Raw genomic sequence first — 21,613 nt, 5'->3', positions numbered from 1 at the left:
CAACGGATTGGTATTGGGCCGCCGAGCAAAGTCCCTTCATCGGTGGTTCACCGGGTGCCCGCTGTACCCCTCATCGGCGGGCACCCGATGTGACACCCTAACGGCGGAAAGAACTGTGACCCTTATCCAGAGCAGACAGAATGTCGATGAGGTCGCAAGCCGACCCGCAAACGACAATCAAACTCCTGACCTGACAGATTTCTCGGTGCTTGATCTCATTTCGTCGAGCGACGATGAGGTCGCTGCCCTTGTCAGGCGAACAGAGAACCTGGCCCTTGCCGTTATTATAATAATGGCGATCTTCCTGATCCTTGCACCGGTGGTCTTCATTGCCCTGGTGTATGGGATCTGAGACGTCCCCGGTTAGCGCCGGTAAGTTCCGGCGGCGGCATGGCCGGCGCCGCGCATCCTCTCGCTGAGGTCAGCCACGCGCGTTCGCAGCGCCTGCGACGCTCCATGGTCATCATTCCTCCCTTGCTTGGCAGCTCGTTTTGGCACGGCGGGCTGTCCTCCCAGTCGCTTACGTCATTCGATGATCTTGATGATCTTGCGTGTGCCTGGGTCAACGACAACGGTCCGGTTGTCGACGACAACGGTGCGGTATTTGGTGTTGGGGACTTCATGAAGTTCGACAGTCTCGGGCAGGGTTGAGCCGATATTGAGCTCCACTCCAGGGATTTTCACCGATGCGAGCGGCTGCTTTTTCACGTATTCCCTAATGACCGTCTCCTGTTCAGGCTCGATGACTACGTCCTGAGCGGCAGCGGCACCGAGGCCCGCCAGCAGCAGAAATCCCGCGGCTGCAGTGGAAATATGCATTCTCATAAGTGCCTCCTTTGTTTAGCTCTGTTCCGCTGAACGCGTCTTCGCGCCAGGCTCACCAAACCTCAGGCAGCTGCAAATGTTCCTTGGGGGCTTCGGTCTGCTCAAAGGTAGGACGTAAGTCTGACCTTGCTGTCGCAAAGGACGACGCGGGGGTGCAGCCCGGAACCGCAACTGCCGGCCACTCGTTGCTCGCCATGTGCTCACAGGAGGAGACCATGGAGAATAGTGTCCACCAAGCTCGCTGGCTACTCGCCCCGGTGTTCGCGGTATCGATCACGTTCCTGGCGTTAGGAATCATCGTTAGCTAGGGACCACCCCCCCTTGAGATCTGCGCAGCTAAGTCCCTTCCTGCGCTGATAAGCGACCACCCGCCATTTCCTCCATTTGGCGGGTGCTCCGCAGAAAAGAACGGTTGACCAAGTCCGCCAACTGCTGAAGGGCTGACGCGGTAGCCGGACGGCTAGGAGGACGAGACGAGTTCTTCCTCGTCCGTAATACCAGCCCAGTAGTTTGCAATGATCCGGGATGCGAGCGCTTCGCGCCGCTGTTCGGAGTCGCCCTCACGCTTGAGCCGGTCGAACACACGGCCCAGAGTAGCTACTTCGGATGCACTGAAGACGCCAAATTCTTTAGCTTTTCGATAAATCGGCATACCACCCCCCCTCCGGCTAAAACATAATACGATTCAGGACATCTCGGACAACCAAAAAAACCGCCGCGCGTTTCGGCGGGCGAGACGCTTAGTCTTTCACTAGGGCGGCGATTACCCTACCGCTTGGCAGCTAGGGCCTTTGCTCCCCGGAGCAGCGATGCCCAATGGAGCCCGAGGAAGACGATAAGCTCTCGGGCTGTTCTTCGGTAATACCGGTTTCTTTGACCAACCGTCGAACGGCTATTTCAATGTTGTTCCGCGCTCTATCCTGTTCCTCAGCCATAGGAGAACTCCGTACGCTGCTAACATCTCTATCTGGCGCTTGTTCCCGAGCGCGTGACTAAAAAGACCGAGCTATCGGCGTGCTCCTCTCACTGTGCACGACGAAGCCAGCCCCATGAGGGGATTCGGTCTGATCCTCCACCGGACCTAAGTCTTATCTGTTCGCCACTCGGAACCGCGGCTGCGCGCAGTCGTTGCTATGGTCCTTTCAACGTGCCGTTCGCTTGAACCCTGGTAGGAATACGGAAATGGAAGACAATCAGAATCGTTTGTCGGTCGACGAATATTACGAGGTAGAACATTTTGCGCGAGAGAATGGCATCTCGCCAAGCCAGGTCAGCAGGCTGATCAAAAAGATCGGCAACGATCGGGAAGCCCTGACAAAAGCCGCGATGGCGCTCCGGGGAACTGAAGTGAGATACCGGACGAATAACGAAGCCACCGGTTGCAACGGCAAGGACCAAGCGAAGCCCTGCTAGAGATCCTGGCCGAGAATTTGGCCGAGGCCCCCCGCTCCCTCGATCGCGTGACGCGCAGTCATCACTAGCTCACCGCCCAAGTGGCAGTTTGGAAACCGAGACAAGCTCGTCCTCATCCGTGATACCAGCCGAGTAGTTTGCAATGATCCGGGATGCGAGCGATTCACGTTGCTGTTCGGATTGGCCCTCGATCTTGAGCCGATCGAACACGCGGCCAAGCAAGGCGACATCGGACGGATTGAAGACGCCAGCTTCTTTAGCTTTTCGATAGATCGGCATGGCACTCCCACCCTTCGCAAGCCGGTTGTGCGCCCAAGATAGGTTCACTTGAGGGGCTCCCCGGACAGAACCCAAGCGCCCATTTGTTGGTCGAATGAAGGAAATATCAAGAACGATCCGTGCGGAGATAATTGGCTCAGAATGCTTGGCATCTGAGCGGGGATCGGATCACAGGCACGCGCGGCAACCCGGTGTTGGGGTCCGATCCGCAACCTAATCAGAGGAACGAAGCACCCCTTCCTCCTCAGCAGCTGCCAGGAATGCCTTACGGGCCTCCTCAGCTTCCATCTTGTCGGCAATCACGACGAGGCAAACGCGCAGCGCGAGGTTCCACTTGGGGCCTCGCTCAGTCCAGTCCAGGAGTTCCTCAACTGCTACCTCAGCGGTGTCGACGCTGCGCGTCTCACCGGGCGGTTCGGTCCTCACGTTGACCGAGGAGCTGAACAAATGCGGTGCGGTGCTGTGAACTAGGGCAGCCGCAGTCTCATCAGCCCATTGTTGCTCTCGCCGCCCAAGCTCCTCCTGAAGCTCCCGCGCCAGCGCGGCAAGCTTCGGTGGCAGAGGTTGGTCATCCCCCAGACGCAGTTGCTTGAGCAACTTCCGACGATAGTCTTCCGAGCCGATCAACTCTCGGAATGCGCCATTCCTACCTCGGGTTACCATAACGGTCCACCTAGTTTCAGACGCAACTCTTCGCCTGATAAAGGGTTCCACGAGGGTCGGAATGTTTGGTAAATTTCTGAGCAACGGCCCGGTCAAACCCAACCGGATTGCTGCCCCCGCCAGCGTGCTGCCAAGCAAGGGCCGTTGTGCAGCTCTATGGTCCCGAGCCGATCCATGAGGGCGAAGCAATGGCCAAAGCCCTAACGGTGAACCGTTGTCCGCCGCGTTGATCCGCTGACGGCCGGCTACGGCAGCTTCTGGACTCTCGTCCGGAATGGCGGCATTCTCTATTTCGGGGAGAGCGGGCGTGGGCAAAGGCCACCGTTTATCAAGGCGCCAATCAGGCTGACCGCTGGCGAAGGCGCGCCGGCAGAAGAATGCCGGCCCGGCGGCTGTCGCGACCGCTCTTGGGGCTGATCTTCCTCAGCGTGGGTACGCTTGCCGCCACAATCACCCAATTCGTAATGCAGAGCACCGCAAGCATTCAGGGCAAGGTAACAAATTGGACCGAGCCGCTGCCCGGTTCGATGGAAGGCCGCGCCTCCATGATCGATGGCGACACCGTAGAGATTTCAGGCCAAAGGATTCGATTCAACGGCATCGACGCACCTGAGAGCCGGCAGTATTGCGATGACGCCAAGGGATTCGAATATCCCTGTGGGCGCCGCGCTGCCGCCGCGTTGGACATCTTCCTTGCCGCATCACGACCCCTGCACTGTACCTTTGTCGACCGGGATCGTTACGGTCGGCTCGTCGGTGATTGTGAGCGTGCTGACGGTCGCGGCGTCCAGCAGTGGCTTGTAGAGCAAGGTCTGGCACTCGACTGGCCGAATACAGCAGCGGCATCTATGCGAGCCTGCAGGCAGCGGCAAAGGCGGGCAAGCGCGGAATCTGGGCCGGATCCTTTCAGGAGCCTTGGGACTGGCGCGCAGAGCCCCATGGCCAAGGACATTCGACAGGCAAACCCCTTGGCCTGGTGTCGCCGAGTGCTCTTGTTCAAGGCTGGACCTGCCAGCCTCGCCGAACGTGCTCTCAGATAAACTCTTGCGACGAAGCCCGATGGTACCTCGGCAACTGCTCGTGGGGCGGCAGGCTGGACCGCGATGGCGACGGAAAGGCGTGCGAGACGCTGTGTTAGTGAAAAGCGCGGGCCACGAAGGATCTTGCGTGGTTCACTTTAGGCTTTCCGCCAGTTTTGTCAGACATACCAAAAAGCTATCTTTTGCTTTCTCGGAGCGCTTCCGCTCGCCGGTATTTGTCACAGCAACCACATCGAGTTCGAGGGGTAGCTGCATATCTGTTCCGCCATCGCGGCTATTGAAAGCGACAGTCAGGATATTCCGGGCGATGCCTTCCGTCACCATTTCGAAAGTAGGTGAGAACTGGAAGACCGAGAATAGCGCGCCAGGTGTGTCCGACTCCGCTGCCTGGACAAGAGATTCCAAATTCGTGGCCAAGGCATCGTTCACCAGATACGCGCGTGAAGGTGGCGAGAGAGTCATTCTGAGCTGCGGTATTGATGCGTCTATTTCGTGAACGACAACTTTGAGATTGGCACCGACGTTACCATCGAAAGCAGCAAAGCCGACGTTCCCGGCCACTTTCAGATACCGGCCTCCCCTGTAGGTCCAACCTGATAAAGCGCGTCATAGACAAGGGTGCAGCCTGTCAGTTTCCCTCCATTTAGGGTTGGTTGCGATGCCACACTCAGCGTTCCTCGCATTGAGGAAAGCAGCGCCTCGATTGGACTGGTTTCTTGCGCCGTCGCCGGCTCCACAAACACCGAAACCGCCAACACAGCAATCCAACTATGCTTCATCAACTGCCCCTCCCGCCAAAAGACTGAGGGACGGTATCACAGTTTAACCAAAAAACCCCGGCGCGGCGGTAAGATCTGCCGCTCCGCTAAGGCTGGGAAGCGTTCCGGGCCCGGAACGTATGTTGAACGCAGAACTAGGCAACTCGGCCATCGCGCTGTGCTTCGAGCCGCTCGATGCGCTCCCAGTAAATTCGCTCCTGTCCAATAGCTTTCCGCTGCGCTTCGGCATGAACTTGGCATGCGCCTTCAGACCACGCTACGCTTTAAAATATCGCTGATCTGCGTTGCCGCCCATGTGCCACCGCGAGCCGTCGGGATACCCCGCGCATTGAGGGCGGCGGCCGTTTTCCGCATGGATGCGCCCGTTGCCTGAATTTCTCTGATAATGGGCAGGACGTTGGATGCGAAGCCGTCGGCAATGGCCGTACGGCGCTCTGCAGCGGCTTCCTGAGCCTTGCGGATCTGCGGATTGCCGAGCTTTACGCCACGGGCCTTGACGGCTGCGAGCGCGTCTTTCGTGCGCTGTGAAATCATTGCGCGTTCCTGTTCCGCAACGGCTGCATAGATGTGCAGCATGAAAGGCGATACGTCCGCGCCCAGCTCTGCGACAATGAACGGCGTCCGCTTCGCCATAAGAGCCGAGATAAAGGCCACATCACGGGACAGCCGATCGAGCTTGGCGACGACGACCGCGCAATCGTTGCGCTTGGCATCAGACAAGGCAGCTGCGAGTTGGGGGCGCTTATTCAAAGCATCCGCGCCTTTGCCTGTCTCGACTTCCTGAAATTCGGCGATCAGCTCTAAGCCTTCGGCTTCAGCAAATTTCGCAATCGCAGCCCGCTGCGCTTCGAGGCCAAGACCCGACTTGCCCTGCTGTGCTGTCGAAACGCGGATGTAAGCGACGGCCCGTTTGCAGTCAATCAGCGATTTGACCAGCGCGGCGTCGGCTGTGTCCCATCGTTTCGCCTGCACAATGCGCTGCGCAGTCTCTCGGTTGACGGGCTGCCTTCCGCCTCATGCTTCAGGATCAGCCGGTAGAGCTCGCCCTTCCGAAAGGGAGGGTTTACGCTTCAATGCCGGTATCAGCGCCGGGTCGCCCTTGTAGCCAAGAATGAGCAGCACGGCGTCAATGTGCTGAAGCTCGTCGGCCAGGTCCGCTCCCTTGAAGCGGATAGCACCGGAAACCTCCGTACGCTTCGCGACCAGCGTGTTTATCGCGTGTTCGTATCGGCTGGAACGGACGATGGGGGCAACTCTCGGCATCCCCGGATTTTATGGGAGAGTGTCGATATTTTCACCTTCCTCCTAGGGACGCAGCCACAACGCCAGAATGAAGGCGGCGGCGAGCAGCATGGCGACTAGTCCCCAGTTAATCCGATAGATCATCGATCGTCTGCCGACATATCCGCGCCATTGGCTGGACAACCGCCAAGGCTGCCATTGTGCGTTTGGTCCTGCCTCCGTTGCGATAGTGGCCATTCCGGTTGCCTTCAGGTGCGCCGCCGCCGGCACCGTGCATGCGACAGACTGCGCTGCCCCTCACCGCTGGCGATCGACACTGGCAACCCGTCCACTTCGACCGAGCATGACACCGAGGCGCCATAGGGAGGTCCATTAATGCAGCGTCGAAACTCAGTGCGTCTACATGAGCGTCAACAGCTTTCGTACCCGCTGCATATTGTCTGACCTATGGTGGACGAAACTCACTGCAAGCAGCACCAGCATTTGCCCGAGCTGCCGGCAAAGTCGCAACACGACCACGCGGCGACCAGTTCTCGTCCAGGTTTTCCGCTCAAGGCTCGGGGCTCTGCAGGTCCCGTCCTCGACAACAGCACCAATCCTGGTGCTAAATGTCTGCTAATGATCCGTCCCGCCAATAACCGGAAATGGCGCGACCAAGACCGGTTCTGGCAACTGGGCCAAACGGTGTGAAAGCCACGTGCGCCGCGAGTAGGACATCAATTCGTGCCAGTCGTTTTGCGGTCATTGTCCTATTCTCAACACCACTTTGCGCCCGTCGGAAAGGGTTCCCGTTCCTGTGCCAACCGGGGGTTGTCTGCTGGTCAGCGAGAACACGAATCGGGTTGAGAGTTGCCCGCAAACCATCGTTCCTTCTCCACGCGAGAAGGTAAGATTGGCAGTGGTCGTGCCTCGGCATTCGACCCCAGTGTTGGTCTGTCCGCGAATAGTACCGCGCCGTGTAATACTGTTGACGAAAGCCGTCCCGGAAAAGGAGAGCGTCCCATCAACAGTCTGACCGGAGACTGGTGCGGTGATGGTGAGCAGATTTTGCGCCTGCGCGTAGCCGGCAGCGTCTGCGACACCACAGGCAATCAACATTGTCGCCAAGATTCCCCGGAAAGTACGGTGCATATGGACGGTTCCTTTGAGACCGCTCCTGCGAGGCTAAAGCAAATCCGCCTTCAAATCCGCAAATGCCGTTCAAAAATTGCAGACTGCTGCAGCGCCTTGCGAGCGTTCGGCATTAGGCATGAACGGTAGTGGTTTTCTGCCCTTTTTCACGGCGGTAACAGGGGTTCGATTCCCTTGGGCGTACCAGAAAATCAAGCACTCAGCTGAAAGCCTCCCCTCCCTGTCCAACATTTGGACGGGAGCGGTAGCCGTCGAGCTTGATTTCGTGAATCCAGTCCTCGCCACCGGGCGGCTTGGCGACCAGCTTGGGCTCCATCGGCGGAATGAACTCGAGCCGGCGGGCGCCGGTACTTACAATTTTACGCACTCATTCGATGTGGAGACGTTCCAGGACCAGCGCATCGGCCAAACAGATGAAGCCGGCGTTGGGTTCGCTCCGCCAACGCAAACGCTTGCAAATTCCTGGACTTGCCGATGTCTTGATCAGCGTTCGCAATAAGCGCCGACGGAAGGAGCCGGGTTGAGAGACCGGTCGGCGGCCCCTTTGGGGAAGGTGGAACGTTTTCGCCCTCCTTGCCGTTGAAGCGGTCGGGAGAACGCTCGTGGTGGACCAAGTCGCGCAAGTTCGAACTGGTAGCTGCATTTGCCGCGGCGTAACGTTTCGCGTGACCGGCGATCCGCTTCGGGTTGGCATTTGCCACTGCAGCGACTGCCGCAAAGCCAGCGGGTCGATTTTCTCTGCGTTTGCAGTGTGGCCCCGAGGGGCATTTGAGCAAATGACGGGTTTCACCAGTACGTACGCGGGCAGAAGCTTCTGCTCGACTTGCGGCGGACGCGTGCCGTCGATCCGCGACGACGAAGTGGAGGTTATGATCGGGGCCCTCGACGAGGTACCATCGGACCTGACACCCGAATTAGAACTCTGGACCGTACGTCGCGAAAGCTGGCTTAGTCCTCTGCCATCCGCAACGCAGTTCGAAAAGGACGCAGAACCCCCCGGCAATGAAGCCGAGATAGAACCACCTGAGCCCGCAAGCTAAGGACGCAGGCACAACGCCAGAATGAAAGCCGCGGCGAGCAGCCATGGCGACTACTTCCCAGTTAATCCGGTAGATCATCGATCGTCTGCCGACATATCCGCGCCTTTCATGACCTTCGGCACACCCACGCCACGCAGATGCTATCGGCCGGCGTTCATCCAAAGGTCGCCAGCGAACGCCTCGGGCATTCGACCATCGGAATCACGCTCGACCTTTATTCGCATGTCATGCCGGGGATGCAGGCCGATGCCGCCGAGCAAGTTGACGCGGCGTTGCAGCACGCTATAAGCGCAAGTCGAAAAACAATATAGTTGCAAAGTGCGTAGCAAACGACCTTTTGAGCAAACCACAAAGAGGCAGAAAGCACTTTAAAGACAATTACTTGGAGGGATGGCCGAGCGGTTTAAGGCACCGGTCTTGAAAACCGGCGTGGGTGCAAGCCCACCGTGGGTTCGAATCCCACTCCCTCCGCCAATGCACCCTTCCCCAACATTCTCTGTGTCCATTTAGAGCTGCAGGAAACCCGCAGAACTGCGGGCTTTCAAGGAAAGCTGGCAACCGCACCGCCGGCTATCCCCGTTGAATGAGCGCTCTCTCGGCCGATATTCTCCGGACCTGGCAACCTCGCTCTTTTGGTTCACAGATTTCGATACCAATAGTCTCAACAGGTTACCGGTTTCGTGATCGTGCGAAGTTGGGCGGATCGCTCGCTAGGCGAATGCAATTGAGTTCCAGCCTGTATGTCGTAAGCGTCGCATGACGCGAACTGAACGCCAGTAGCGGCCGTCAGAGCGAGTGGCATTAAAAGACCGAAATGGGCCGGAAGCGGAATGGCGGCTTTTGGCGTCCGAAGAACGATAGCGGACGTTCAGCCCAGTGGGACCAAGGTCTGAAGCTGACCCTGACCGGACCTTCCTGCCGCCAATAAGCATCTCGGAAACGAACGTTCAGCCGAACCAGCACTCATGACCCAAGCCAGGCCTTCCTGTTTTGTTGGAAGAAGGTCTGGAAAGGGGTGAATTGCGACACCGCGCGAGGTCAGCGGCGTGTACCAGATCGGCGATGTGTAGGCTCGCTCGGTGATCGTCATTGCTGTCCCCGGCAAAGAGTCGACCCCATATCGCTTGGCATCGTAGGCAGTCCGGCGCGGCGTCGGAATCTCGATCACTCGGTCGCAGTAGAGGGCGGGCAACCTCGGTTCGAACTCCGGGTCTTTCCACACCTTGATGAGCTCGGGCGCGCCGATCGTATTCGTCCAGGTCGCATTCTCCACATCGACGGTGCTGCCTACCGAACGAAATTTGCCGTCGCCGCCTGGCTTGCGGTCGCCCGACCATGCGACGTCGTAGATTTTCTCGTGCAGATTGCCATTCTTGTCGAGCCAACCTTTGACGATCTGGTAGCGGTCAAGGTTGGCGCGATGCGTTCGGCCGGCGGCACGCAGTCCGGGCCGCCGTCCTTCGTCACCCTCGCGACAAAGTCGCGGACGGCCGACTTCGCCACGCCTTCGTTCCGGGAGGGAAGCGGGTCCGGCATTATGCGGCCGCCCCATGGGCGTGGCCCTCATGGCTGTGCCTGCGCAGCCGGAACGCCAGCCCGACCAGCATCACGCCGAAGACGATGGCATAGGCGCCGATGACCCAGAGCAGACCGAGCGCCCCGGCGCCCGGAGCTATCGCGATGATCGCGCCGACCAGCACGGATAGCGCTCCCGCCGCGACCAGCCACCACTCGTTGTCGATCTCCTTCCTGAGCCGGATCGCGCCGATGATCTGCATGACGCCGGTGGCGATCATCCAGCCGGCTATAAACAAGACAAGCACGATCGCGGTCATGCCCGGCAAGGCCATCGCGACCAGACCCGCAAGGATGCCGAGCACGCCGACCAGCGCCATCCACCATCGCGGCGCCGGCGCCCCGCCCTTGATGGCTGCAATGAGCGCCAGCACGCCGTCGACGAGCGCATAGGCGCCGTAGAGCAGGACGAGCGTCACAAGCGAGATACCCGGCCAGATGAAGGTCAGCACGCCGAACAGAATCCCACAGATGCCGCGCAGCAGGATCAGCCACCAGTTCCGCGCCAGCGCATGAAGCATCATTCTGCCGGCTATTGGCCCGGCTGGACGTGTCGTGCTCATTGTTCACCTCCGTTCAGTTGCGATCGGTCGATGCGCCGGCGTAGCGAGGTATGCTCGTCGCCCGCAGCGTGGTTTAGTGCTCGCTTGTGCTGGCCTCTGCCAGTGCCTTCAACGCGTCGTGACCTGACGTTGACTATCTGGGCGGCTTTCCCCCGCCGCGATCAAGCCACGCGGAGACGACGAACAATCCTGCGCTTGGTCACGGACTTTTTCAACGGTATCGGCGACGGTTTCGAACAGTTCGCGCAGCAGATCGGCATCGCGGAAGCGTCCGTGGCGGGTCTTGGAGAAGGTTGAGTGGTCCGGCACATCACCCTCGAGGCCAAGCCGGCAGAACCACCGATAGGCCAGGTTCAGATGTACCTCCTCGCACAGCCGGCGCTCCGAGCGGATGCCGAAGCAATAGCCGACGATCAGCATGCGGATCAGCAGCTCAGGGTCGATCGAGGGACGGCCGATCGGGCTGTAGCGCCAGATGCTGGCGGATGGCGGACAGATCGACGAAGCGGTCGATCGCTCTGAGCAGGTGGTCCGCCGGCACATGCCGCTGCAGGCTGAAGCCATAGAACAGCTCCTCCTGCATCACACTTTGCTCGCCCATCATCGACTCAATCTCCTCTTACAACGAAGATTGAATCAGTGCTTCAGGACCGCTGCAACCCGGACTTTTTCAACACTATCGACCCAATCCCGACCTTCCTGCGTTGGAATCTTTCTCAAAAGCCGACGTTGGGTGCGACCGGCGCTCATGACGCGATCCGCATCTTGCCACACGCGCCCGGCCTCGTTTTTGAATTTGCCACGCGTGTGAGAATTCTCACAGACGAACCTACCCACTCCTCATATGCTTTGCGCACCGATCTTGTTCTGACCTGTTCGGTTGGGGAGGAAAATATCATGTACAGATACACGGTCCTTGCAGCGCTTTGCGTGACGACGGGCTACGCCTCTGCAGGTGAACTGGACCCCCTACAAGGAGGGAGTATCGATCTCGGCGGTTTTCAAGGCGTCGTCTATTATACGGAAGCCGATAACAGCTTCCGGGTGGTCACCACGATCGCTGAAGGAGAGGCGGGCTTGCCTGTGCGCTTCGAGGCAACCCTCGATGAAGGCCAAAGCCTCACGATCTCGGTTCCAGGCAGGTTGGACGAGCGCAGCCAAACCGTCGAGATTTCGCGGGCCGGCGGCAAACTCTTCGTGGCAGGAGCCGAGCCCCCTCCCGAACTCGTTCGTGCCGGCCATTGAATCTGTCGCCTCCGAGGACGAACTCGATCTCCGCGAAGGAACAAGACAATGCTTTATACGCTCGTCATTCTGGCTTGCCTGACATCCGCTCCGGAGGCCTGCGAGTCGCGCGAGTTGATCGTCGGCGATTTGGCCATCCATCCCGGGGCCGCTTTTATACAGGCGCAACCACTTGTCGCCCAGTGGACCGAAACGCATCCCGCCTTTTTCGTACAACGTTGGCGACTGCTACCTGGTCGTGGGACATGAATGCTGCACTCGTCTGCAGTTCCGTGCCGGCACAGGGCACGACCGCACAGCCGATTCGGCGGTCGGGCGTAGGTCGGGATTGCCAACGCTCCGTGAATGTCGGCAAATGGCGCAATCGCGACTTCCAGAGTGGTCCCCGGCTATGTCCGATTCCAGGCGGTGGCAAAGCTGACCTTAACGGCCGAAACGCGGCGCAAAGCGGCCCTAGCCGCGCAACGTATGCTGCTGTGCGCGCCACTCAATCGGCACCGGCTGAAGCAGTTCAGCGGTGGTCATCGTCGCGGGTTGGTGTCCGTTAAGGACCATCTCGACGATTGCCGGAGAAAGCAGCGTCAGTTGCAAGAGACGATTGACGTATGAGGCGCTGATTTTCTCTGCCTTGGCGATATCCTCGGCGCTCGCGTAGGCGCCCTGCTTCAGCATCTGATGCCAGCGATAGGCGCGGGCAATTGCTTTAACGAGCGTGTTGTCAACGCGGGGCCGAGCAGAGGCCCATTGCTCCTGGCCAATCGGCGCGACGATCAGATTGCGCCCTCCCCGCTTGCGAAGCGTCAGCGGAACGTCAATGGTGATGATGCTTGCGTTGCCGCTGACCTCTGCATCGGACATCACGCGGCGCTCCTGACATCCTGACGCTGGTTGAGATCGGCCGCAAGACCCGCCAATCCCTCGGTGCGCAGGCGGATGGAAAGGCTGTCCATTGTCACGTCCACGCGTTCGACCAGCAGCTGGACAATGCGCGCTTGCTCCGCCGGGAAGAGTTCGTTCCAGAGCGGATCGAGGTCGAGCAATGCTGACCTCACCTCGCCTTCACCGATGTGAGCATCCGTGAGGCGCGCTGCCTTCCAGGTGGCGACGATGATTTCTGGCGAGCGGATAAGGACACGCAGCTGATCGATGACGGCGGCCTCGATCTCGGCTGCTGGCAGGCGCCCGACCGGGCATGTGTTCGGTCCGCGCTTCAGTACCGATTGGCTGACATAGTAGCGGTAGAGCTTGCCTGCCTTGCGCGTATGTGTCGGCGACATCGCACATCCCGTCGGCCCAAATAGGAGACCCTTCAAAAGAGCCGGTGTCTGCGCTCTTGTTTTAGCGCCACGCTGCCTTGAACCATCGGACAGGATAGCCTGCGCCTTGTCCCAGATGGCGCGAGTGATGATGGCCTCATGCTCGCCAGCATAGGAGGTACCCTTGTGCACGGCTTCGCCGACATAGACAGGGTTGTTGAGCAGCTTGTAGATCACGCCCTTGTCCAATGGCCGGCCGCGGCGGGTCAAAATCCCTTCGGCCGTCAGAATCCTGGACAGGGTTGTTGCCGAGCCTGTCGAGATAAACCGCTCGAATACCATGCGGACATTTGCAGCCTCGGCTTCGTTGATGACCAGCTTGCGGTCCTTGATGTCATAGCCGAGCGGCGTCCAGCCACCCATCCACATGCCGCGCTTCCGCGAGGCTGCGAACTTGTCGCGGATGCGCTCGCCAATCACCTCGCGTTCGAACTGGGCGAAGGACAACAGGATGTTGAGCGTCAGCCGGCCCATCGAGGTGGTGGTGTTAAAACTCTGGGTCACCGAGACGAATGTGACTTCGTTGGCATCAAAGGCCTCGACCAGCCGCGAGAAATCCATGAGCGAGCGTGACAGGCGGTCGATCTTGTAGACCACCACCACGTCGACTAGGCCGACTTCCATGTCGGTCAGCAGGCGCTTCAAGGCAGGGCGTTCCAGCGTTGCGCCAGAGATCCCGCCATCGTCGTAGCGATCGGGCACCAGAACCCACCCAAGGGCCTTCTGACTGGCCACAAAGGCCTCACAGGCCTCGCGCTGGGCATCGAGCGAGTTGAACTCCATGTCGAGCCCCTCCTCGCTGGATTTGCGCGTGTAGACCGCGCAGCGCAGCTTGCGGACGATAGTCTTTGCATCAGCAATGTTCATGACCGTCCCCTCGCCTTGCTGCGATGGTTCTTCAGCCCGAAAAACAGCCAGCCATTCCAGCGCGTACCGGTGATCGCGCGCGCGACTGAGGACAGCGACTGGTATGGCCTGCCCTGCCATTCATATCCATCGGCCAGCACCGTCACGCTCTGCTCTATGCCCTGCCATTCTCGGAGGAGCTGTGTGCCGGCAATCGGACGATCTTCACCGCGGATGCGTCGCACCGCGATGTTGCCGCCGTCGAAGTCTTCTCCCAATGCTTTCAACCGTTCGACTGTTTCCGGCTTCAGGCCACCGAAGGCGAGTTCCTGGATGCGATAGGCCAGCCGGCTTTCGAGGAACGTCGGTTGTATGGCGGCGCCTCGCGGTCGAAGAGGTCGCGCCAGTGCGCCTTCAACTCCGGTGTAGGCATCGTCTTCAAAGCTGCCACACGAGCGAGCACGTTCGGATCGTCGTATCGATCGGGTGCGAGCGCCCTGCCCGCGACCTTGATGCTGTCTTCAGTAGAGAATTTTGTCATCGGAACTCCCCTTGCGAGTGGTCCCGACACACGCTCTCCGTGGTCGCGAAGTCGACTGAAGTCTTTTCTCGCTGCGCAAATAGTCTGCTTGACTGTCGCGCCCGAAGACGCACCAGACCCGCGGACAGGATCGAGGCGATTTCGGCAAGGCGCTCGGCTGTCGAGAGCCGGTCGGGAGATAGCGCGCTCGGGCCGAACCGCGATAATGAATGTGTCGGTCGTGCTTGCATCCACAAGCGTATAGGCCAGCGGAAAACGCGGCTCCATGGGGGCCGGAAATCAAAGGAGACGGGTCGAAGAAGAAGTGATCAACGCGCAGGAAAGCGAAAACTGCACGACCTCCGGCAAGTAAGCCTTAACTACGCCGGCAAGGTACCTTTCGGCCAGGCGACCGAAGCGCATAGTGCGCTTGAATGCAAGGGTCGCAGACATGGGTCATATTCGTCTCGGGAACCTGCCCACCACCAAGAAGTGGAAAGAAGTCGTAGCGCTCCTCGACGAAAGCGACTTCCGCATCGCCCGTATTGCCCAGGCCGTGGAGCGAGCGGCCGACAGGTCACTTGCGGAAGCAGTGAAGGACCCTGCTTTTGTTGAAGGCTTCTGGCTCCTGCTCAAAATTCCGCAGGCAGCCAAGGACGCAGATTTCCAGGCCGCCCTCGCGGAGATCGGTATTCAGGTTCCTCCTGATCCGTCCCTGACAGATATCCTTTCAGGGTTTAACGACGCGGTGGAGCGGGCGCGTCGCAAAAACGGGCGAGACATTACCGATTTCAGTCTTATTGCCCGCAATGCTGCGATCTCCGCACTGAATAGCCTCACACTCGACAGGTCCCCTTCGCTGTGGAAGGCTTCGCTGGAAGATGAGCGGGTTACAATCGCGACCTTCGCCTCAACCGAGCGATTTGGCGAGCTTGCGCAGCGCTTCTTCACCAATCTGCTCGAGGGCCATATTCAATATTTTCTGGAGAGGGAAATATCACGACACATCGGACCTGGCAGCCCGATGCGGTCCGTCGCTGACGTACGCCACTTCGAGGGCGCCATCCACCGCCATTGCAAGGAGACCACGATAATCATGCGGGCCTTCGCCAAAGACTGGCTCGGCAACAATCGTTTCCATCTCGATAAGGATCTCACCCGACATGACGCGACTGGGTTCGCGGCTCATGCCTTTACCAAAGTCCGCAACGAACTGTCTCGCCGCAGTGGACTGGCCGCATGAGGCAGTTCGAGTTTCTTTGCGGCGCGACTGAAGCTTCTCCAGCGCCGCCGGAGACACGCCGCTTCGAGATGGACGTCCAGGGCAAGCGGACCGTCAATCTGCGTATTTCCGACATCAGTCAGGCGATGGTGAGCAACCTTCCCGAGCTGCTGCTCGATCTTCTGGAAATAGCCGCATACGTCTACTGCGGGGATCAGCGGGCCACTCGCGGCAGCGAAAAACTTGCGCAAGCTGGCCGCCTCTGGACGCGCGGCATGCGTTTCATAATTCCAGTGCGCTGCCCCGAGGTCTGGTCGGGCTTCCAACTGCGCGACCTGCTGGAGAGCACGCTCGGCTTCCTTTCCGACGACACTTACGAGTTCGAGTTCGTCGAAGCTGTGAACCCGCTTGGCGAGCCGGCCATGTACTTTCCCGACATGTCCGAGGGTTCGTTCACCCCAGACGAGGTGGCGCTCTTTTCCGGCGGAATTGACTCATTCGCCGGCGCCCTGGACAGCATCGTCGGCGAAGGACGACGCACAGCGCTGGTTGGGCATCACTCCGCATCCAAAGTGTTCGCGGTCCAGAAGGAATTGGTTGCTGCACTAAGGGGGGCTGGCTACGGCGCGCGGCTCTTTTACGTCCCGGTCAACGTCACCAACGCGAATGTCGACCCGGCGGAACCCACGCAGCGCTCACGATCGTTCCTCTTCGCCAGCTTGGCGTTTGTCCTAGCGCAGATGTTCGGCAAGGACCGGTTCACCTTCTATGAGAATGGCGTTGTCAGCTTGAACCTGCCTATCGCCAAAGATGTGTTGGGCTCGCGGGCGACTAAGACGACGCATCCGAAGGTCATTCGCGGCTTCGAGCGCATCTTCTCTCATCTTGCCGACCGGCAGGTGGAAATCAACACTCCGTATCTATGGCTTACCAAGAAGGAGGTCGTTGAGCGGATCCTCTTCCACGATTTCGGACCCCTCCTGCCGCGGACGGTGAGTTGCGTCCATCCCATGGTCTGGAGCACGGACGTGCGGCATTGCGGTCGCTGCTCCCAGTGCATCGACCGCCGCTTTGCCGTGCTCGCCGCTGGCGCAGGGGAGCTTGAGCCTGCAGACGGGTACGGTATCGATCTCCTCTTCGGGCGAAGGGATGCCGACGATGACGTTCGACTGGCCGTCAGCTATGTAAAATTCAACAGCGGGATTCTGAACTCGACGCGTCAGCGGTTTCCGATAGACAACCCAGACGTCTACTCGGCCGTGCAGCACATTTCTGACCTCTCTTCCGAGCAGGCGCTTGACCAGATGTGGGAGTTGTACAGGCGGCATGCGGACGCCGTATTCGCAGTCCTGGAAGGCGGCTTGAGGGATCATACGTCTCCCCTGGTTCACGGCACACTTCCCCGCGGCGCTCTGCTCAATTTATGCGTCAGCCGCGATCGGATCGAAGCGCCTCCTATAGCCGATCACCTTGTTGAGGTGGCCGCTTTCATGGACCAGCTGCAGCAACCTGTCTGCGATTTTGCTGTAGACGCAAAGGAGCGTCGGATCTTGTTTCGGGGCGGCTACCACCTTGAAGGCGCAGATTATTGCGTCGTTGAGGCACTGCTGCCTTTTCATCGGCTGGCAAAATCAAATGGGGAAGATGTGCCGTACTTCCCGTCCAGCGATCTCGCCCTTAAGCTTGGAGTGCAGGAGCCGACTATGCGCGCGCGGATAATGCGCATCAGAGAAGCAGTGGCCGAGCGGCTCGCTGTCGATCAGGGAATCGTTCTCCCGGAAAGCCTCATCGAGAACCTGCACGGGCAAGGCTATCGCCTCGCACCCGTGCTTCGGGAGGTAACCCGAGCTGATTTGAAATCGGCATATGCCGACGTGTCACGATCTTAATAATGGAATGTCACAATCGGCTTTGTCCCGGCCGCAACTTGCCTAGCCATTTATGTCCTGCCCGTCACAAAAGAAATCCTCAGCCAACATATAAACTGCAGCGCCCGGCGGCGATCCTGCTCACGGTCTTCTTAAGACTGAACGAGCAACAAAAGGATGCGTTATGGTCGTCAGGCACCTCAATCAAGTTGAACTTTCTCGCCGCTGGAGCCTGAGCCCCCGCACTCTCGAAAGGTGGCGATGGCTGCAACAAGGTCCCCATTACCTCAAGGTTGGCGGGCGCGTTGTTTACCGCCTGGAGGACGTGGAGGCCTTTGAGGCTCGCGGACTTCATCGAATCGAAAAGACCGGGTGCCGCTGATGGGCCGCATCGGAGGGCGGACTACTGAGCAAGCATGTATTCCTTCGCGCCGCTGCTCGCGGTCACGCACCGCTCATTTTGTTTGCGATGACCTTCGCACCACCTCGCTATCGTGGCGGAGCGCAGGAGTTCGTAATGCCGGTCCGGACTCGCTCCGGTACTCAATCCCGAAAGGACTTTCGTCCGCGAAAGTCGAAAGGAGCGAGAGGCACGCGATGAGAAATTATCCCACTTCTGTGTTCACCGCCGGCGACGATGCCGAGTTCACCACCTGGCTAAGCAATGCGGCCGCCGGCCAGATAGCCGAATATCACTGCGGCTTTCTCATCCTGGACATTGATCCTCAGATCTCCGAACTGGCCAAAACTGAGCGCCTGGAGCTGGCGCGTCTTGCCCGGCGGGCTTATCGGGCGGCGCAACAGCGGCTCGTCCATCTCGTACAGCGCAGGCTGGCGTGTGGTCAGTTTTCTTATCTGGCGATCATGCGCCCCGGCGCCCGTGTGCCGGCTGAGCATTTGCCGGCGCTGCTCGAGCGCGCAGCATGAACACGCCGCCAACCATAAACGTCGAGTTGGCAGCCAAGTTGCTCGGCGGCGAAGTCGCCGGCCGGTCGAAGATCGTGGCGCCTGGCCCCGGCCATTCCGCCCGGGACCGATCGATGTCCATCCTCCTGACGCCAGCCGCACCCGACGGATTCGCGGTCACCAGCTTTGCCAATGATGACTGGCGCGACTGTCGGGATCATATCCGGCGAGTCCTTGGCTTACACAGCGGCAGGAGACCCTCCAACCAACGGCAGGCCACGCTCAAGGCGCCGAGCGGCGATCGGGTCCGCATCGCTGCCCGACTATGGGAAGAAACCACGCCGATCCGCATGACGGTTGCCGAGGCTTATCTAACCAATCGTGGGCTCGAATTGCATTCAGAGGCTTATGACGCGGACGCGCTTCGTTTTCACGAAACCTGCCCGTTCCGGCTTGCCGACCGCGTGGTGATGCGCCTGCCAGCGCTGGTAGCAAAGATGGTCGACATCCACTCCGGCCAATTCCGCGGTATCCACCGTACCGCGCTGGCGCCCAATGGCTTCGGCAAGGCTGACATACCCGGCCTCGGCAATCAGAAGAAAATGCTCGGACCGGTCTCGGGTGCCTGCGTCAAGCTCTCGCCCGACGAGGAGGTGACCTCCGGCCTGCATATCGCCGAAGGGATCGAGACTGCCCTCGCCTGTATCGCGATGGGCTTCCGCCCGACCTGGGCAGCCTTGTCGGCCGGCGGCATAGCGAACTTCCCCGTTCTGGCCGGCATTGAGGCGCTGACGATCTTCACCGATCATGACGACGCCGGCCGAGGTGCAGCGCGAGCATGCGGTGAGCGTTGGACGTCGGCTGGACGTGAAGTCACAACAGTATTGCCAAGGCTCGCGCACACAGATTTTGCAGATAGAGGCCGGCCATGATCCTGTCTCCCGAGCAAGCACTCGACGCCATAGGGGCCAGCCGCTCGGTATCGCCTGGAACTGACCTGGCGCGGGCGGCAGCTTTGAAATGCTTTTCGTCCAACGAATTTACATCGATGAGGCTCAGGCCTCGGGAGCACATCCTTGAACCGATCCTTCGCACGCGCAGTCTCGTGATGCTCTCGGCGTTTCGTGGCGTCGGCAAAACTCAGGTCGCAATCGGCATTGCTCACGCGGTTGCAACGGGGGGGACCTTCTTGCGTTGGACAGCACCGGTTGCTCGCCATGTCCTCTACGTGGATGGCGAAATGCCTGGTGCCGATCTTCAGGAGCGGTTGCGCATGTTCAGCCCGGTAACATCTGGACGACTGCGAATCCTGTCGATGGACGAGCAGGAGATTGGCGTCGGCCTCAATCTCGCGCAGAAGGAATCGCAAGAGCGCCTGGAGGCCCTGCTCGGCGCAACTGAGCTGTTGATCCTCGACAACCGTTCGACGCTAGTCACCGGCGGTCGCGAGAATGAGGCTGAGAGTTGGGACACGATGCAGAGCTGGCTACTCAGGCTGCGCCGTCAAGGCGTAAGCGTTCTGTTGGTCGAACATGAAGGCCGCGGAGGCAACCCCAGAGGGACCAGCAAACGTGAGGACGTGCTGGACACGCTCGTCACGTTGAAGCACCCCGGCGACTACCAGGTCGAAGACGGCGCGCGTTTCGAAGTTCACTTGGCGAAGGCACGTGGCGTGTTTGGCGAGGCCGCAGCACCGTTCGAAGCCAAACTGGAGGTCCGTGATGCCCACGCTCATTGGACAGTCATGCCGATTAACGATCTTGAGGCCGACCTCGTCCTGAGCATGTCGCTCACCGGGGATAGCGTCCGGGACATCGCCAAGAAGACAGGCCTCAGCAAATCCAAAGTGAATCGCATTCAGAGCAAATTGCGGGCCGAAGGAAAATTGCCCGGATGACCTGAGCGCCTGTCCTACTGTCCCACGCCCTTAAGAGTCGGACTGTGGGACAGCAGAATTCGGTGCGTCAAACCAGCTCCGAGATATCGGGATAGATATGAATGATGTACCGGCTTAGCTCATGCCGCTTGCGCACGCCCATAGCATGTTCGACGACTTGATAGGCGGCCTGCCACTCCCGTTCGCCTCCTGGCCCTCCCATCTCAGTGTCGCCCGTGAAATTGATCAGCACCAGCCAGGCGTCCACCCCGTTCCTTCGCAGAAAATGGAGATGGGCTATCCTGTTGGCGAGTTGGTAGAATGCCTGTCGCCAAGGGGCTTTTGGTTCCGCGCCAATGAACGCAATGGTTTCGGCCAAAGCGAGGTCTATCTGCGCCGCTGATCTCGCGCCTGCCTGAGACGCTGGCGAGCAAATCTCTCCAACATGGGCTTTAGCTTCCACAAGAAGGATACTACCGGTGTCGGAACGACCGAGGGCGTCCCATTGGGGGCCTCGCTTGGCCAGAATTCAGCGAGCGGACCAATGAAACGTTCGAGCCCGAGACGCTGGAGGAAATCGGAGTCTCGATATTCGGCGAATTCGTCAGTGCGTAATGGAGACAGCCAATTCAGTGACCCCTTGATCTGGCTTGCCTCGAGAATGAGCCTGTCAAGAACCTGCGGACACGTGTTCACAGCTTGTTGGATCCAGCGCAAGCTGCCGCGACTTCCAGTTGGCTGAATAAATCTGCCCATCGTCCCCCCATTCCAAGAACTCCCGTCCCACTGTCCCACACTCCTAAGGAATGGGACAGTGGGACGCCTTCTGGACCTTGCCTGGACAAAGATTCTTTCAGCGGACCTCGTCCGCGCCTCCGTGGAAGAAGGATTGAATTTCCTCTATGTCGACGCTGTCATCGCCGCTCTCGTCAACGGCGTTGAAGATCCCGCCAATCAAATCCTGAACCTCGGTCAGCGAAAGCGCACCATCGCAGTGGGCGAGTTCGAGCAAGCCATAGCCGTCCTCCTGGAACAAAACGAACTTGCCGTCGAGAATTTCGGGCCACCGTCAAAGCGCCGGCAGACTCATTGTCATTTCTGCGAAAAAGGCGGCCGGTCAATGATTTCCATCGGTGCTTCCAACGGGTGTGCGCCAACGGTTTTCCAACGGGTGCCGACCCAGCAATTCCGCCTTCCAACGGGTGTGTTGCTCCAACCTAATCTAAAGATATGGCCGCGGCGGGCGGCCAATCCCGATAACCGG

General features: G+C 59.5%; 30 protein-coding genes, 1 tRNA gene and 2 pseudogenes. 14 read left to right on the top strand and 19 right to left on the bottom strand.

All coding sequences use genetic code 11. The annotated features are described in order from the left end of the window. Positions 1-115: 115 nt before the first annotated feature. Entirely contained in the window at positions 116-352 is a 237-nt protein-coding gene (locus AC0L3D_RS27025) for a hypothetical protein (protein ID WP_473630159.1), read from the top strand. 173 nt (positions 353-525) lie between these two features. Here the strand turns inward: AC0L3D_RS27025 and AC0L3D_RS27020 are convergent, their stop codons facing one another. Further along, positions 526-825: a DUF1236 domain-containing protein gene (locus tag AC0L3D_RS27020; protein WP_473630158.1), complete on the bottom strand. Its 300-nt coding sequence runs from the start codon at positions 823-825 to the stop codon at positions 526-528. Positions 826-1,285: 460 nt separating this feature from the next. Then, the gene (locus AC0L3D_RS27015; RefSeq protein ID WP_473630157.1) at positions 1,286-1,477 is read right to left on the bottom strand and encodes a hypothetical protein; all 192 of its coding nucleotides are present in this window, start codon (positions 1,475-1,477) and stop codon (positions 1,286-1,288) included. A gap of 530 nt (positions 1,478-2,007) precedes the next feature. Here AC0L3D_RS27015 and AC0L3D_RS27010 point away from each other — a divergent pair. Continuing rightward, positions 2,008-2,238, top strand: coding sequence for a DUF3606 domain-containing protein (locus AC0L3D_RS27010; protein WP_473630156.1), 231 nt, complete (start codon positions 2,008-2,010; stop codon positions 2,236-2,238). Between the two features lie 69 nt (positions 2,239-2,307). Here the strand turns inward: AC0L3D_RS27010 and AC0L3D_RS27005 are convergent, their stop codons facing one another. Continuing rightward, positions 2,308-2,517 carry a hypothetical protein gene (locus tag AC0L3D_RS27005; protein ID WP_473630155.1) on the bottom strand — a complete coding sequence of 70 codons (210 nt, stop codon included), beginning with the start codon at positions 2,515-2,517 and terminating at the stop codon, positions 2,308-2,310. 213 nt (positions 2,518-2,730) lie between these two features. Further along, positions 2,731-3,144, bottom strand: coding sequence for a DUF982 domain-containing protein (locus AC0L3D_RS27000; protein ID WP_473630154.1), 414 nt, complete (start codon positions 3,142-3,144; stop codon positions 2,731-2,733). A gap of 413 nt (positions 3,145-3,557) precedes the next feature. On the opposite strand from AC0L3D_RS27000, the gene AC0L3D_RS26995 reads away from it, so the two are divergent. Further along, a complete protein-coding gene (locus AC0L3D_RS26995) occupies positions 3,558-4,220 on the top strand; it encodes a thermonuclease family protein (RefSeq protein WP_473646348.1) in 663 nt (220 codons plus the stop codon). Further along, positions 4,157-4,318: an excalibur calcium-binding domain-containing protein gene (locus AC0L3D_RS26990; protein WP_473630152.1), complete on the top strand. Its 162-nt coding sequence runs from the start codon at positions 4,157-4,159 to the stop codon at positions 4,316-4,318. Before AC0L3D_RS26995 ends, AC0L3D_RS26990 begins: the two co-directional genes overlap by 64 nt. A 34-nt stretch (positions 4,319-4,352) precedes the next feature. Here AC0L3D_RS26990 and AC0L3D_RS26985 read toward each other — a convergent pair whose 3' ends face one another. From AC0L3D_RS26985 to AC0L3D_RS26960, 6 genes are all read right to left on the bottom strand, one after another. Then, positions 4,353-4,781 (bottom strand): hypothetical protein, encoded by a 429-nt coding sequence (locus AC0L3D_RS26985; RefSeq protein ID WP_473630151.1) that lies wholly within the window; start codon positions 4,779-4,781, stop codon positions 4,353-4,355. Positions 4,782-4,783: 2 nt separating this feature from the next. Continuing rightward, positions 4,784-4,999 (bottom strand): hypothetical protein, encoded by a 216-nt coding sequence (locus AC0L3D_RS26980; RefSeq protein ID WP_473646347.1) that lies wholly within the window; start codon positions 4,997-4,999, stop codon positions 4,784-4,786. Positions 5,000-5,245: 246 nt separating this feature from the next. Then, positions 5,246-5,920 carry a recombinase family protein gene (locus AC0L3D_RS26975; RefSeq protein WP_473646362.1) on the bottom strand — a complete coding sequence of 225 codons (675 nt, stop codon included), beginning with the start codon at positions 5,918-5,920 and terminating at the stop codon, positions 5,246-5,248. Between the two features lie 93 nt (positions 5,921-6,013). Then, the gene (locus AC0L3D_RS26970; RefSeq protein ID WP_473630149.1) at positions 6,014-6,262 is read right to left on the bottom strand and encodes a hypothetical protein; all 249 of its coding nucleotides are present in this window, start codon (positions 6,260-6,262) and stop codon (positions 6,014-6,016) included. A 42-nt stretch (positions 6,263-6,304) separates the two neighbouring features. Further along, on the bottom strand, positions 6,305-6,478 hold the full coding sequence (locus AC0L3D_RS26965; RefSeq protein ID WP_473630148.1) for a hypothetical protein: 174 nt from the start codon (positions 6,476-6,478) through the stop codon (positions 6,305-6,307). 504 nt (positions 6,479-6,982) lie between these two features. Continuing rightward, positions 6,983-7,372: a hypothetical protein gene (locus AC0L3D_RS26960; RefSeq protein WP_143744454.1), complete on the bottom strand. Its 390-nt coding sequence runs from the start codon at positions 7,370-7,372 to the stop codon at positions 6,983-6,985. Between the two features lie 602 nt (positions 7,373-7,974). On the opposite strand from AC0L3D_RS26960, the gene AC0L3D_RS26955 reads away from it, so the two are divergent. From AC0L3D_RS26955 to AC0L3D_RS26945, 3 genes are all read left to right on the top strand, one after another. Then, positions 7,975-8,412 (top strand): GFA family protein, encoded by a 438-nt coding sequence (locus AC0L3D_RS26955; protein WP_473630147.1) that lies wholly within the window; start codon positions 7,975-7,977, stop codon positions 8,410-8,412. An 80-nt stretch (positions 8,413-8,492) separates the two neighbouring features. Then, on the top strand, positions 8,493-8,723 hold the full coding sequence (locus AC0L3D_RS26950) for a tyrosine-type recombinase/integrase (RefSeq protein WP_473630165.1): 231 nt from the start codon (positions 8,493-8,495) through the stop codon (positions 8,721-8,723). Positions 8,724-8,796: 73 nt separating this feature from the next. Further along, positions 8,797-8,886 (top strand) — tRNA-Ser (locus AC0L3D_RS26945). 568 nt (positions 8,887-9,454) lie between these two features. Here AC0L3D_RS26945 and AC0L3D_RS26940 read toward each other — a convergent pair. The 3 genes and pseudogenes from AC0L3D_RS26940 to AC0L3D_RS26930 form a co-directional block, all read right to left on the bottom strand. Then, a pseudogene (locus tag AC0L3D_RS26940) lies at positions 9,455-9,829 on the bottom strand (DUF3604 domain-containing protein); the annotation flags it as partial. Positions 9,830-9,947: 118 nt separating this feature from the next. Next, positions 9,948-10,550 carry an HdeD family acid-resistance protein gene (locus AC0L3D_RS26935; protein WP_473585981.1) on the bottom strand — a complete coding sequence of 201 codons (603 nt, stop codon included), beginning with the start codon at positions 10,548-10,550 and terminating at the stop codon, positions 9,948-9,950. 225 nt (positions 10,551-10,775) lie between these two features. Next, positions 10,776-11,154 (bottom strand): annotated as a pseudogene (locus tag AC0L3D_RS26930) (transposase); the annotation flags it as partial. 35 nt (positions 11,155-11,189) lie between these two features. Here AC0L3D_RS26930 and AC0L3D_RS26925 point away from each other — a divergent pair. Then, positions 11,190-11,795 (top strand): hypothetical protein, encoded by a 606-nt coding sequence (locus AC0L3D_RS26925; protein WP_473630146.1) that lies wholly within the window; start codon positions 11,190-11,192, stop codon positions 11,793-11,795. 48 nt (positions 11,796-11,843) lie between these two features. Next, on the top strand, positions 11,844-12,044 hold the full coding sequence (locus tag AC0L3D_RS26920; protein ID WP_077376813.1) for a hypothetical protein: 201 nt from the start codon (positions 11,844-11,846) through the stop codon (positions 12,042-12,044). A 204-nt stretch (positions 12,045-12,248) separates the two neighbouring features. On the opposite strand, the gene AC0L3D_RS26915 is transcribed toward AC0L3D_RS26920, so the two are convergent. From AC0L3D_RS26915 to AC0L3D_RS26900, 4 genes are read right to left on the bottom strand one after another with little or no spacing between them, the layout of a single operon-like run. Then, positions 12,249-12,653 (bottom strand): hypothetical protein, encoded by a 405-nt coding sequence (locus AC0L3D_RS26915; RefSeq protein ID WP_473630145.1) that lies wholly within the window; start codon positions 12,651-12,653, stop codon positions 12,249-12,251. Then, entirely contained in the window at positions 12,653-13,978 is a 1,326-nt protein-coding gene (locus AC0L3D_RS26910; RefSeq protein WP_473630144.1) for a recombinase family protein, read from the bottom strand. The genes AC0L3D_RS26915 and AC0L3D_RS26910 overlap by 1 nt, the downstream gene beginning before the upstream one ends. After that, on the bottom strand, positions 13,975-14,292 hold the full coding sequence (locus AC0L3D_RS26905; RefSeq protein ID WP_473646360.1) for a DUF2924 domain-containing protein: 318 nt from the start codon (positions 14,290-14,292) through the stop codon (positions 13,975-13,977). Before AC0L3D_RS26905 ends, AC0L3D_RS26910 begins: the two co-directional genes overlap by 4 nt. Then, a complete protein-coding gene (locus AC0L3D_RS26900) occupies positions 14,265-14,498 on the bottom strand; it encodes a hypothetical protein (protein ID WP_473646345.1) in 234 nt (77 codons plus the stop codon). Before AC0L3D_RS26900 ends, AC0L3D_RS26905 begins: the two co-directional genes overlap by 28 nt. Before the next feature lie 430 nt (positions 14,499-14,928). Between AC0L3D_RS26900 and AC0L3D_RS26895 the strand changes: the two genes are divergently transcribed. The 5 genes from AC0L3D_RS26895 to AC0L3D_RS26875 all read left to right on the top strand — a co-directional run bounded on the left by AC0L3D_RS26895 (position 14,929) and on the right by AC0L3D_RS26875 (position 20,370). Continuing rightward, complete coding sequence (locus AC0L3D_RS26895; RefSeq protein ID WP_473630142.1) at positions 14,929-15,720, top strand: hypothetical protein; 792 nt, start codon at positions 14,929-14,931, stop codon at positions 15,718-15,720. Next, positions 15,717-17,588, top strand: a complete 1,872-nt coding sequence (locus tag AC0L3D_RS26890) for a 7-cyano-7-deazaguanine synthase (protein WP_473646343.1) — start codon at positions 15,717-15,719, stop codon at positions 17,586-17,588. Before AC0L3D_RS26895 ends, AC0L3D_RS26890 begins: the two co-directional genes overlap by 4 nt. 597 nt (positions 17,589-18,185) lie before the next feature. After that, on the top strand, positions 18,186-18,494 hold the full coding sequence (locus AC0L3D_RS26885; RefSeq protein WP_473630140.1) for a hypothetical protein: 309 nt from the start codon (positions 18,186-18,188) through the stop codon (positions 18,492-18,494). Then, a complete protein-coding gene (locus AC0L3D_RS26880; RefSeq protein ID WP_473630139.1) occupies positions 18,491-19,405 on the top strand; it encodes a DUF7146 domain-containing protein in 915 nt (304 codons plus the stop codon). Before AC0L3D_RS26885 ends, AC0L3D_RS26880 begins: the two co-directional genes overlap by 4 nt. After that, positions 19,402-20,370, top strand: coding sequence for an AAA family ATPase (locus AC0L3D_RS26875; protein WP_473630138.1), 969 nt, complete (start codon positions 19,402-19,404; stop codon positions 20,368-20,370). The genes AC0L3D_RS26880 and AC0L3D_RS26875 overlap by 4 nt, the downstream gene beginning before the upstream one ends. 67 nt (positions 20,371-20,437) lie before the next feature. On the opposite strand, the gene AC0L3D_RS26870 is transcribed toward AC0L3D_RS26875, so the two are convergent. Together AC0L3D_RS26870 and AC0L3D_RS26865 are read right to left on the bottom strand one after the other, a co-directional pair. After that, complete coding sequence (locus AC0L3D_RS26870; RefSeq protein ID WP_473630137.1) at positions 20,438-20,728, bottom strand: hypothetical protein; 291 nt, start codon at positions 20,726-20,728, stop codon at positions 20,438-20,440. Between the two features lie 474 nt (positions 20,729-21,202). Beyond that, positions 21,203-21,361, bottom strand: a complete 159-nt coding sequence (locus AC0L3D_RS26865) for a hypothetical protein (protein ID WP_473630136.1) — start codon at positions 21,359-21,361, stop codon at positions 21,203-21,205. Positions 21,362-21,613: the final 252 nt, after the last annotated feature.

The organism is Mesorhizobium sp. WSM4837 (assembly GCF_055811435.1).
The sequence above is the reverse complement of the archived record's forward strand: the minus strand, read 5'-3'. Positions and strand labels throughout refer to the sequence as shown.